The organism is Brevibacillus ruminantium (assembly GCF_023746555.1).
Taxonomy (GTDB): Bacteria; Bacillota; Bacilli; order Brevibacillales; family Brevibacillaceae; genus Brevibacillus; species Brevibacillus ruminantium.
The window spans coordinates 4751514-4763744 of record NZ_CP098755.1 but is presented as its reverse complement, the minus strand read 5'-3'; the positions used below and the strand labels follow the sequence as shown (position 1 = coordinate 4763744).

Annotated in this window: 13 protein-coding genes; all 13 read left to right on the top strand. The window is 51.2% G+C overall.

All coding sequences use genetic code 11. The features are described 5' to 3' along the window. The first annotated feature begins 8 nt into the window (after positions 1-8). The 13 genes from ureE to NDK47_RS23345 all read left to right on the top strand — a co-directional run bounded on the left by ureE (position 9) and on the right by NDK47_RS23345 (position 12230). Positions 9-464 carry an urease accessory protein UreE gene (ureE, locus tag NDK47_RS23405; RefSeq protein WP_407653343.1) on the top strand — a complete coding sequence of 152 codons (456 nt, stop codon included), beginning with the start codon at positions 9-11 and terminating at the stop codon, positions 462-464. Continuing rightward, a complete protein-coding gene (locus NDK47_RS23400; protein ID WP_251872142.1) occupies positions 457-1143 on the top strand; it encodes an urease accessory protein UreF in 687 nt (228 codons plus the stop codon). The genes ureE and NDK47_RS23400 overlap by 8 nt, the downstream gene beginning before the upstream one ends. 36 nt (positions 1144-1179) lie before the next feature. Then, positions 1180-1791, top strand: a complete 612-nt coding sequence (gene ureG / locus NDK47_RS23395; protein WP_251872141.1) for an urease accessory protein UreG — start codon at positions 1180-1182, stop codon at positions 1789-1791. 2 nt (positions 1792-1793) lie between these two features. After that, entirely contained in the window at positions 1794-2618 is an 825-nt protein-coding gene (locus tag NDK47_RS23390; RefSeq protein WP_251872140.1) for an urease accessory protein UreD, read from the top strand. A gap of 120 nt (positions 2619-2738) precedes the next feature. Next, positions 2739-3599, top strand: a complete 861-nt coding sequence (locus NDK47_RS23385; protein ID WP_251872139.1) for an urea transporter — start codon at positions 2739-2741, stop codon at positions 3597-3599. A gap of 279 nt (positions 3600-3878) precedes the next feature. Then, positions 3879-4721 carry a 5'-nucleotidase, lipoprotein e(P4) family gene (locus NDK47_RS23380; RefSeq protein ID WP_251872138.1) on the top strand — a complete coding sequence of 281 codons (843 nt, stop codon included), beginning with the start codon at positions 3879-3881 and terminating at the stop codon, positions 4719-4721. Positions 4722-4943: 222 nt separating this feature from the next. Further along, a complete protein-coding gene (locus NDK47_RS23375; protein ID WP_251872137.1) occupies positions 4944-6299 on the top strand; it encodes an APC family permease in 1356 nt (451 codons plus the stop codon). A gap of 42 nt (positions 6300-6341) precedes the next feature. After that, complete coding sequence (locus tag NDK47_RS23370; protein ID WP_251872136.1) at positions 6342-7106, top strand: SDR family NAD(P)-dependent oxidoreductase; 765 nt, start codon at positions 6342-6344, stop codon at positions 7104-7106. 278 nt (positions 7107-7384) lie between these two features. Continuing rightward, positions 7385-8308 (top strand): peptidase U32 family protein, encoded by a 924-nt coding sequence (locus NDK47_RS23365; RefSeq protein WP_251872135.1) that lies wholly within the window; start codon positions 7385-7387, stop codon positions 8306-8308. Between the two features lie 18 nt (positions 8309-8326). Next, positions 8327-9568 (top strand): peptidase U32 family protein, encoded by a 1242-nt coding sequence (locus tag NDK47_RS23360; protein ID WP_251872134.1) that lies wholly within the window; start codon positions 8327-8329, stop codon positions 9566-9568. A gap of 211 nt (positions 9569-9779) precedes the next feature. After that, positions 9780-10679, top strand: a complete 900-nt coding sequence (locus tag NDK47_RS23355; protein WP_251872133.1) for a hypothetical protein — start codon at positions 9780-9782, stop codon at positions 10677-10679. Next, complete coding sequence (locus tag NDK47_RS23350; protein WP_322112106.1) at positions 10679-11500, top strand: ABC transporter ATP-binding protein; 822 nt, start codon at positions 10679-10681, stop codon at positions 11498-11500. The genes NDK47_RS23355 and NDK47_RS23350 overlap by 1 nt, the downstream gene beginning before the upstream one ends. Next, positions 11481-12230: an ABC transporter permease gene (locus NDK47_RS23345; protein ID WP_251872132.1), complete on the top strand. Its 750-nt coding sequence runs from the start codon at positions 11481-11483 to the stop codon at positions 12228-12230. The genes NDK47_RS23350 and NDK47_RS23345 overlap by 20 nt, the downstream gene beginning before the upstream one ends. The last annotated feature ends 1 nt before the right edge of the window (position 12231 follow it).

Here is a 12231-nt window from a genome sequence, read left to right as displayed (position 1 = left end):
GAAGCCAGTTGATTATTGAGGAAATCCTGAGTGACTGGGAAAATCTGCACGCAGATGACAGGCACAATCGCCATGTGGAAAAAGTGTTTTTGCGAAGTGATGATTTGGTAAAGCGGGTTCAGCGGGTGGTCACCGACCACGGCAGAGAGCTGGGCATATCCTTGCGCGAGTCGCGGGATCTGACAGACGGCGATGTTCTGTACATGGATGATGAGTCGCTGATCGTCATCGAGGTGATTCCCGAAGATCTTCTCGTGATTAGCCCGCGCAGTATGCAGGAGATGGGAGAGATTGCCCACAAATTGGGGAATCGTCACTTGCCTGCCCAGTTTCATGAAAATCGGATGTTTGTTCAATACGATTATCTGGTCGAAGAGACGCTGGCAGAAGCGAGCATCCCTTACGAACGTGAAAAGGTAAAAGTAAAAAAAGCATTTCGGCACGTCGGCCACAGCCATGGATGAGTATGTATTATCGCTGCTGCAGCTGTGTGATTCCAATTTTCCAACCGGAGCCTTCAGTCATTCTTTTGGTCTGGAAACATATATTCAAGACGATAAGGTGACGAACAAGCAAACCTTCGCACAGTGGCTGGAAGTCTATATCAAAGAGCAGCTCACCCCGATCGATGGATTGGCGTGCAGGCTTGCGTATGAGGCGCTGAAGCAGAATGAGCCGGAGAAAGTGTGGAAACTGGATCGTCTGCTCTATGTGCAAAACCTGCCTCGCGAAACAAGAGAGGGCAGCAGCAGGATCGGTGTAAGAATGGCAGAGCTTGGGGCGAAGCTGTATCCTTCTTCGCCTCTGGTTTCGTATTTGGAACGAATCAGGTCCGGCCAGTCGAAGGGCCACCCTGCTCTCGTGTTTGCCATGCTCGCTCATCACCTGCAAATTCCCTTATCTGTCGCCGTGTTGTCCTTTTTGTATTCTTCCACAGCCAGCTTGATCCAGAACGGTGTGCGAGGGATTCCATTGGGACAAACAGAGGGACAGCAACTGTTTCGTGAGCTGCAAACCCATTTGCAGTCAGCGCAAAAAACGATACAACGACTGGACCTGGATGATTTCGGGGCAGTTTCGCCTGGTCTTGAATTAGCCCAAATGAGGCATGAACGTCTCCATATCCGCTTGTTCATGTCGTAGTCAGGAAAGGATTTTGTAAGGAAGGGAAGAGTGAAAATGCGGCCGATCAAAATCGGAGTAGGCGGTCCTGTCGGAGCTGGAAAAACCATGCTGGTGGAAAAGTTGACGCGCTCCATGAATAACGATCTCAGCATGGCTGTCATCACCAACGATATCTATACAAAAGAAGATGCAAAATTTCTGATGAAAAACGGCGTCCTGCCATCAGATCGCATTATTGGAGTCGAAACAGGCGGCTGTCCCCATACCGCCATCAGAGAAGATGCGTCCATGAATTTTGCCGCGATTGATGAATTGCAGAAACGGCATGCCGATGTGGAGCTGATTTTTGTGGAAAGCGGAGGTGACAATCTGGCTGCCACATTCAGTCCCGAGCTTGTTGATTTTTCCATCTACATCATCGATGTGGCGCAGGGTGAAAAGATTCCGCGCAAAGGCGGCCAAGGCATGATCAAGTCGGATTTGTTTATTATCAATAAGATCGATTTGGCCCCCTATGTCGGTGCCAGCCTCGAAGTGATGGAATCCGACACGCGCACGTTTCGCGGGGATCGTCCGTACATTTTTACCAACCTGAAAGACGAGGTTGGGCTGGCTGATGTCGTCACGTGGATCAAAGAAAATGCGCTGTTATCGGGTTTGCGCTAGCCATGGAAAACTTGACAGGTTTTTTGCGGCTAGCCGTACTCCACAAGCAAAACAGAACCATTCCGTATGATTCCTTTTATCGGGGGGCGTTCAAGATTACACAGCCGGTGTATCTGGACAATTCCGGGCAACCCTGTTTCTACCTCATGAATCCGGGGGGCGGTTACGTAGATGGGGACCAGTACCGGGCGGAAATCTGTTTAGATGAGGACGCCCACATGCTGTTGACCACCCAATCCTCAACGAAAATCTACAAAACCCTGAAGAGGCCGGTCGTGCAGGAAACGGTCATTACCTTGAAAAAAGGGAGCTTTCTCGAATATATACCGGACCCGATCATCGCCTATCAGCACGCCCGGTATCGTCAACAAACGGTTGTGAAAATGGAGCGGGGAGCCAGCCTGGTGTACGCGGAGATCATTACGCCGGGATGGTCCCCTGACGGTGAATGGTTTCGCTATGACTGGCTACAGCTAAAAACCCAGGTGTATCTGGATGAGGAGCTGGTACTCTTTGACCATTTGAAGCTTTGTCCGGGTGAGAGTGCGATGAAAGGCTTGGGGATGCTGGAGGGGTATACGCATGTAGGGTCTATGATCGTTATCGGAGAGCGAGCCACTGACTCATTTTTTGAGCGGCTGTCTGACGTTCTTGAGCGCAGTACGTTCCCGGTAAAGATCGGTCTGTCCATGCTGACGGAGCCTGGTTTTACCTTGCGTGTGCTGAGTTCTTCCACGCAGGATATCGAGAAGGTGTTTGAAGCCTGTCAACAGATGATACGTGAGCAATGGTTTGACAGAAAGCCCATCTCCCTGCGGAAGTATTAATCTCCCCTTCCTTTGGCGAGGAGGGGCATTAAGCCAGTTGAAGCACGAAGGAAAGAGGGATGACAAATTCAAACAAGGGATGTTTCATTGCTTTCCGCTGCGTTAAAAGGGATCTCGCAAGTGCTGTTGATCGAAAATGCCATCTCCGGCGTACTCATTCTGGCAGGGATCACGATTGCGGATTACCGGTTGGGGATCATTTCATTCGTCTCGGCATGGATTGGAGCCTGGATGGCGTATGCCGGCGGGGCAGACAAAGCGGCGGTGGCGCAGGGATTATTCGGCTATAACGCGGTCTTGTCAGGATTGGCCCTGTCTTTGTTTTTGAGTGGGGGGCAGCGCTGGTGGATTGCTCTTGCGGGAGCTGCGATCAGTGTTTTCGTCACGGCGGCGGTGATGTACATGATGCGCGGCACCGATGTTCCGGCGCTCACCTTCCCGTATATCATCCTGACATGGTTTTTATTGCTTATCCCGTATCATCTCGGATTTTTCGAAGCAAGCTCGGAGCTGGTCCCCCAGGATCTTGCCCATGCCACGTTTCACCAGGAGGGTACGATTCAGCTTTTGGACGGCTTGATAGACGGCATCGGACAAGTGTATTTCCAGCAGGGGGTGTTGACGAGCCTACTGATTTTGGTCGCCATTTTTTGGGCAGGTTGGAGGCTTGGACTTTATGCCGTCATCGGGACGGTTGTCGGTTGGCTGACAGCCTTTTTGCTGAACGCGGAAATTACTCTCCTAAACCTGGGGTTGTACGGGTATAACGCTGTGTTGACGATACTCGCTGTTTCTGCAGTATTTGCTACCGATCACCGTATGGCTACGTTGACGGGTATCCTTGCAGCCATCATTACGGTGCCCGTTACCGCAGGCCTCAGTAGCTGGCTCCAGCCATACGGTCTCCCCACCTTGACGATGCCATTTGTTCTGGTCACGTGGATGTTTATCGCCGCCCGTAAAGAGCTGAGCCGCATGTGAGCAGGGTCTGCCAACGATCAGAATGAGCCTTGATCTTTTCTTTTATTCGCGGAAAAGGATCAAAGCTCTTTTCTATGATGCTGAAAGGCAAGGAAAGGAAAGACTTTGTTACGGTAGGATGGTGTGGACAGAGTTAAATTCAGAATATTATAAAAATAAACAGGAGTTCGGTCTTGCGCAGCGAAAAATTTGGTAAGAAAGGAGGTGCAGTCAGGTCTGGGCTCGTCGCGAAACGTCTTTGGGTTCAACTGCAAATATGAAAAACGAAGGGTGGTTACTATGCGAACAGGTAAAAAAACAAAATGGATTCTGAGTGTCGTGACTTCGATCATTTTGCTTCTGCCGACAGCAGCACTAGCCGAATCGCCCCCACCGTCACTGGAGAAGAGCGCCGTCTCCAAAAATCCGCTGGTGGAGCAGAAGGTAGCGGCTACCTTATGGCTCAAATCGGCGGAAGGAAGGGCTCTCTCCTACCAGGCGTTTAATCTGGCCAAAATGATGTTCGACAAAGCTTTGGCGGAGAATGAGAAACATGAAAAATTGGCAGTGATTGTCGATATTGACGATACGATTATTGATACATCCGGATATACCGTAGATGTAATCATGGGCTTGGAGGCCTCCGGCGCAGCCTGGACAAACTGGGTGCAATCCCAGGCCGCGACTCCTCTTCCCGGTTCGGTCGAATTTTTGAATTACGTGGTGGAAAAAGGGGGAGATGTCTTTTACGTGACCAACCGTCTTCCTGACATCAAAGAGGCCACTCTCAAGAGCCTGGCAACCTTAGGATTTCCACAAGCGGAGTACGGACATTTGTTTATCAGGGAGCAGGGGATGGCTTCGAGCAAAGAGAGCAGAAGACAAGAGGTAGCCAAAAACCACAAGATCGCGCTGCTCATGGGAGATAATCTGGAGGACTTCTCCGACCTGTTCGCTCCGGTCAATGTGAAAAGCAGAGCGGAAGCCGTCGATCAGGCAAAAGATTTGTTCGGGACCAAATTTATCGTGCTGCCAAATCCGATGTACGGAGACTGGGAAAAGGCGATTGTAGAAAACAAAAAGGATTTGAGCATCGAGGTAACGAGAGAGCTGAAGATAAAGGCGCTTACTGGAAAAGATTGATTGGGGCAGGGGTGTGGAAAAACAGCAGTTGTTGCCGGATAGGATATATTCCGTGCTGACTGCTGTTTTTGTTGAGCAGCTTTTTTACTGTACAGCTACAATGGAGTGAAGAAATTTTTATAGACAATTTATAGCAAGCGTCATTATAATTTAGGTTAACAATTTTAGTTGTGTTGTATTTCAAAATTTACGGAAAATTAGAACGATGTGAGGGGCGGTATGATGTCCAGTTCCAGTCCAAACGAACCGAGTGTATTAAAACGAACGCTAACACTACGACATCTCATCATTTACGGGATGGTGATGATGGCTCCTCTGGCTCCATGGCAAGTGTACGGAATGGTTGCCCAAAGCAGTTTTAACATGGTGCCGCTCGTATATGTAATCGGCATAATTCTGATGTTTTTTACCGCATGCAGCTATGCGCAGATGAGCAAGGAATTTCCCAATGCAGGCTCCATTTACACGTATGTCTCCAGGGGGATCAATCCCCATGTCGGCTTTGTAGCCGGTTGGACGCTGTTATCGGATTACATTTTGGCGCCAGCGCTTCTGTATTTGTTCGCCGGCATCTGGATGTCAGGGATCACGCCGGAAATTCCATCGATTGTCTGGAGCCTGGTGTTCCTGGTGTTTAACACGGTAATCAATATCCGGGGGATCGAGACGAATGCAAAGGTCAACCTCGTCCTGTTCTGGGTGCAGATCGTATCCTTGCTCGTTTTTATCGGTTATGCCATCAAGTTCATCTTTGTGGACGGGCACGGAGTCGCGGGTTTTTCCATCGCCCCGTTCTATCAGGCAGAGCATATTGACTTGCCCTTTATCGCGACAGCGGTATCGATCGTGGTCCTAGGATTTCTGGGATTCGACGGCATCTCCACACTGGCAGAGGAAGCGAAAGATCCCAAAAAGACCATTGGCAAAGCCAGCGTTCTGGCCCTGGTGATTACCGGTCTTATTTTTCTCGTTCAGTCGTATATGGCGGCGTTGGTGCATCCGAATTACACCGATTTGGACCCGGACATGGCATTTTTTGATATCGCCAAGGAAGTGGGCGGTTCCGGCTTCTATGTCGTGATGATCATCGTAAACGTACTCGCAGTAGGCATCGCGGTAACCCTGAACGTGCAGTCGTCGGTTTCCCGGATTATCTTTGCGATGAGCCGTGACCGTGTGATTCCGGGGGCATCGTTTTTGAGCAAAATCCATCCAAAGTTCCAGACACCTGTCAACGCGATTCTGCTCTCCAGTGCGGTTGCGCTCATCGTCTCCAGTACCTTGTCGCTTGAGACGATCCTGCTGTTCATCAACTTTGGCGCGGTGACTTCCTTCATGGTTTTGAATCTTACCGTGATTTACTATTTCTTTGTTCGCAAAGGGCAGCGGGATGGAAAGAGTATCCTCTTTTATCTTCTGTTCCCGCTCATTGGTTTCTCGGTGTGCGCGTTTGTCTGGACGGGCTTTGATTTCGCTACGTATTTGGCCGGCTTTAGCTGGATCGCGGTGGGTGTCATCGTTGGTTTCATCAAATCAAAAGGCTATAAGGAGAACAGTCCCGTGTTAAAGGACATGTAAACCATTTCAATCTCAAAATGAAAACAAGGAGTGGAATTCAAGATGATGTTACAAGCAAAGGTTGCGATTGTTACAGGAGGAGCACAGGGAATCGGAGCTGCGATCGTCCGCAGATTTGTAGAGGAGGGCGCCCGGGTGGCCATCGCTGACATTCTCGTGGAAAAAGGAGAGCAGCTTGAGCAGGAGCTGACGGAGCAAGGCCACGACGTCGTTTTCATTCGGACGGATGTATCCCAGACAGAGAGCGTAAAGGCATTTGTCCAAAGTGTGATCGATCGTTATGGACAAATTGATATCCTGTGCAATAATGCGGCGGTGAATATCCCCGGCTCTGTAGAAGAGCTGGAAGAAGAGTTGTGGGATAAAACGATCAACGTGAATATAAAATCGCAATTCTTGATGTCCAAGTACGTCCTGCCTCATATGCGCAAGCAAGCCAAAGGGGCGGTGATCAATATGGCTTCAGCCAACAGTTTTGTAGCGGAGCCAAGGCTGGCGGCCTATGTCGCGAGCAAGGGAGCCATCATGCAGCTGACAAAAGCGATGGCACTGGATTGTGCGCCAAACATCCGCGTGAACTGCATCTGCCCGGGCTGGGTGGATACGACCTTTAACGATGCCCATGCGGCACTGTACGGAGGACGTGAGAAAGTGCTGGAGGGACTGGCCAACGTGCAAATCATCGGGCGCCCGATCCAGCCGGTCGAAATCGCCAATGTGGCGGTGTTTTTGGCATCGGATCTCTCTTCCTGCATGACCGGTGTGCCTGTTCTGGCCGATGGCGGAATCACGGCCGGGATCGCGTAACGTTTGGGCCCAGGCTCATTGGTTGTTGGGTACCGGACAAGCTTGCATGCTGGATGAAGCTGCTGAAAGTAGACAAGTGAAAAACAAGGTTATCTAAATAAGGGTGACCCGTGAGAAGGGCATTTTGAAAAAAGTGCTCCTCTTGCGGGTCATTTGTGTTTGGGTCAGGGAAAATCAGAGTTCCTGCCCAGGAAATTAAGGGAACTCCCTGATTGTTCCAACCAGACCGGATCAATACAATGGTGCTGGTAGCCTGTCTGGGAGAAAGGATGATTCTCATGAATTTCCATAAACCGGAGTTAGTTGTCTCCGCAGGAAGCATAGAAGAAGCCGAGAAGCTGTTCGCGGCCGGGGCAGATAGCGTGAACGTCGGGACTGCTCAGTATTCTTTGCGCATGCCAGGGGATTTTTCACTGCCGATGATCGGGGAGGTTTCCCGTATCGCTCATGCGCAGGGGAAAAAGATATACGTTTCTATCAATTCGCTGCTCCATCACGAGGAGCTTGGCAGCCTGGAGGGGTACATGCAGCAGCTCGCGCAGTACGAGGTGGACGCCATCGTCTTTGGCGATCCAGCCGTGCTGATGACGGCAAGAAAAGCAGCTCCTTCGCTGAAGCTGCACTGGAATACAGAAACCACATCAACAAACTTTCGGACCGTGAATTTCTGGGCAAAGCGAGGGGCGAGCAGCGCTCTGCTGGCGCGCGAACTCTCGATGCAGGAGGTGATCGGCATTAAAGAGCAAAGTCAGATTCCGATTCAGGTGCAGGTTCACGGTATGACCTGCATTTTTCATTCGAAGCGCTCCTTGGTCAGCAATTACCTGCATCTGCAGGAGAGCGGAGAGAGCGATGACAGGGAAAAGGAGATGTTCCTGAAGGAAAATTCGCGGGGCGGGCAGCACTACCCGATCTTCGAGGACAGGAACGGCACCCATGTAATGAGCCACGAGGATATCTGCATGCTGGAGCACCTCGGGACGCTCGTCCAAAGCGGGATCAATTCATTGTATGTGGAAACGCTGGGCAAGCCGCTCTCGTACAATTGCCGCGTGGTGTCCATCTATCGTGAGGCCATCGATCTGCTTTCAGAAAATCCGGAGGCCGCGCAAGATCCGGCATGGATGGAAGAGCTGCAAGCGATTCAGCCGGCAGGTCGTCCGCTGGGGACAGGCTTTTATTTTCGGGGGCAGGTTTACTAGGAGAGGAGTGGAGTTGCAATGACGAATCAGAAGATGGCCAAAAAACCGGAATTGCTCGCTCCTGCCGGCAATCTGGAAAAGCTGAAGTTCGCCGTACTTTACGGTGCGGATGCCGTCTACATCGGCGGGCAGCAATACGGGCTGCGAGCAAAGGCGGGAAACTTCACCTTCGAAGATATGCAGGAGGGTGTAGCCTTTGCCCACGAACGGGGAGCGAAGGTGTATGTGGCGTCCAACATCATGGCGCATAACGAAGATTTTGCAGGGATGGCGGAGTATTTTCAGAGGCTGCAGCAAATTGGCATCGATGCGGTGATTATTGCCGATCCCGCTATCGTAGATGTGTGCCGGGAAGCAGCTCCCGATCTGGAGGTGCATATCAGTACACAGGCGTCCATCACCAACTGGCAAGCGGTGCAGTTCTGGGCGGAGGAAGGGATTCCCCGCGTCGTGCTGGCACGTGAGGTCTCGCTCCAGGAAATTCGGGAGATCAAACAGCATGTCGATATCGAGATCGAAGCGTTCGTACACGGCGCCATGTGCATATCGTATTCGGGCCGCTGCGTACTCTCCAACCATATGACGGATCGCGATGCCAATCGCGGCGGCTGTGCCCAATCCTGCCGCTGGAAGTATGAGCTGTACGAGGAAGCAGAGGGAGGCGAGCAGCCGTTGTTCGCTGAGGGGGATGACGTCTTTACGATGAGCTCCAAGGATTTATGCATGCTGGAGCATATCCCTGAGATGATCGAGGCGGGTGTGGACTCGCTGAAAATCGAGGGCAGAATGAAAAGCATCCATTACGTCGCCACCGTCGTCAATGCCTATCGGCAGGTGATTGACGCCTATTGGGAAAAACCGGATACGTTTGTCTTTCAACCGGAGTGGAAAGAAGAGATTATGAAGGCGGCCAATCGTCCGCTGACTACCGGCTTTTATTTTCACCAGCCAACGGAAGATGATCAGATTTTTGGCGTTCCTCCCAAAATGACAGCGTATGATTTTTCCGGGCTGGTGCTGGCGTACGATGAAGAGACAGGCATTGCCAAAATCGAGCAGCGCAACCACTTTACACGCGGCCAAGAGGTTGAATTTATCGGACCCAAACGGGAGAAGTTCGTCCAGCGGATCAAAGAGATGTGGGATGAAGCGGGAAATCCTTTGGAGGAAGCGCGTCACGCCATGCAAACCGTGTTGCTGAAGGTGGAGAAACCGGTGAAGCCTTATGATTTGATGCGGACGGAGAAAGTACGAAAGTAAAATGTATCGGTAAGCTTTTTGCATCAGTCCCCGCTCGGGGATTTTTTTTATTTCACCATGGTATTGCCCCAATCTTCCGTCCCCCGCATCTTTTTTACACTTTTTTTAGACTTTGTTTAGAGCGCTTTTAGAGCCGAAGGTTAGGATGAGGACAGGAGGCGAACTGGCAGACAGGGAGCTTCCCCCAAAAAACAGACGGAGGTACAAAACCATGAAGAAAAAATGGCTGGCAATGGCGGGCGGAATCGGCGTCGGCGCGGTGCTTTTGGTGACCAGCGGTCTTTCAGCGAGCGCCAATTATACCGGATACGAGGCTTACAAAGACGCATGGAAACAGACAAAAGGGATCGACAGTCTCGGCGGACAACTGCACGTGACAGTCAGTGACAACGGAAAGAGCTTGATTGCGGTGGATTCGCGATTCAAGAACAACAGTGACCAGAAGGCGGCCAGCGCTGCGGTGCAGATCGACGATGGCACCCATCATCATGACTTGAACGTTTATCACCAAGCAGATAAAACGGTGTTCAAGAGCGGTGAGAGCGAAACTTACTATGTGATGGAGAAGCAAGGTCCAGCATGGCAAGCAAAAGGGAAGCATCCGGAGATGGCTGCCGAAGTGGAGAACGTCATTGACGGTCTCGTAGGCAATCTGCGAAACAACGTCACGCTGACGGATGATGCCGATGGCGGCAAGCAGGTATCGCTGCACTTGTCAGGAAGCCAGATTCCGAGCGCGGTTCATGCACTCGGTTCGCTGCTGGTAAAGAACGCTTCGCTGCATGATCACGAGGGCATGAAAGAGCAACATGAAAAGGTTCCATTCGCCCCTGCGCAATTGGATGTTGATTTTCCCAAGCTGACAGATCAAATCCGCGTGCAGGAAATCAATCTCGATGCGACGATTGATGCGGAGAATTATCTGAAGCACCAAACAGCCGTATTCAAGATCGCCGGGAAGGACGCTGCGGGAGCAGAGCATGAGGTAGAGGTGAAAGTGGACGTCGAGTTGAACGGCATCAACCAAACCACACCGGATACAGTCGATTTGAGCGGCAAGCAGGTGGAAACCATTCAGCGGGAAAACGGGAAGCAACACAGACCGTGGTAATGAAACGGCCGGGTAGCATCTGTGCATGCTATCCGGCCATCCATCTCGAAAAAGCGGAGGGGAGAATTGCTGTGGAAACCCTAGTCAAAGTGCAGGGACTGACCAAACAGTATCGAAATGGCCGGGGAGTACGGGATGTCAGCTTTGAAGTCGCCAGAGGGGACATCTTTGGATTATTCGGCCCAAATGGAGCGGGCAAGACTACGCTGCTCAAAATGATGACCGGCTTATGCCGAGCGGATCGCGGAAGTGCTATTCTGTTTGGCTATGAGCTGACGAGTGAATTTGAAAAAGCGATGGCGCAGGTCGGCTGCATGATCCAGACGGCTGATGCCTACCCGTACCTGAGCGCACTGGATCATCTGAAGCTGGCAGCCAGGCTCTATCCGGAGCAGCCGAAGGCGAGAATCCAGGAAGTTCTCGATGCGGTCGGCTTGGGTGCGTACCGTCATGAAAAGGTAAAGGGCTTTTCGACGGGGATGAAGCAACGGCTGGCGCTTGCGGAAGCGCTTTTGTCCGCTCCGCAGCTTGTCATTTTAGATGAGCCGACGAACGGCCTGGATATCGAGGGAGTGGTTGAGTTTCGCGAACTGATTCTGCAGCTTGCTCGGGAAAAAGGGGTGACTTTTGTCATCTCTAGCCATTTGATCGACGAAATGGAGCGAATCTGCAACCGGATCGGGATTCTGAACAATGGCAGGCTCATCAGCCAGGGAAATGTTGACGAACTGTTGAACAGCCAGGTGACGCTGGAGCAATTTTACCTGTCCCAAATCCAAAACAGGAAGGAGAAAACTGCGCATGCAGCTTCTGTACGCTAGTACGCTGAACGAGGCCGAGAAACTGCTTTGGCAGAAGAAAACGAAGGTGGTACTTCTTCTATCTATGCTAGTACCTGTCATTTCCGCGATGCTGCTTTCCCGGTTTCAAAGCAATACCGGGATCGCCTTCGGGGCGGGAACTGCATTTCCGCTTTTGATGCTGAATCTCTTTACCACGGTATTGCTGCCGCTGTTTTTGTTCATGACGGTTGCCGACATGTTTGCCGGAGAAGCAGCGTCTCGTGCGCTAAAAAATGTACTGGTGCGTCCAATCTCCCGGGTAAAAATCTTTACCTCCAAGCTTTTGGCCATGGCACTGTTTCTTTTCGTCCAATTGGCGATTATTTGGGTGAGCTCTACCTTGGCGGGGCTATTTTTGGACAGTTCGGCCGTCTTCTCCGGATTTTTGGAATCCGCAGGTGCTTATTTGGCTGCTTCCCTCCCGCTGATGGCGATGGGTCTGTTCGCTGTTCTTCTTTCTTTGTGCTGGCATAGCAGTGTAGGCGCCTATGCGTCGTGCATGGTTGTGTATCTGGCGGCAAAGCTGTTGCCCTATCTCTTTCCGCAAGCTGCGACCTGGTCGTTTTTCAGCTATACGGATTGGCATATGATGTGGATCGGAAATGCAGCTTCCTTCCAAACCCTGTTTCCCGTTTTCGTCTTCCTGCTTTCCAATTGTATAATGGGGTATACAGCAGGGTGGTACCTGTTTGAGAGAAAACAATTCTAAC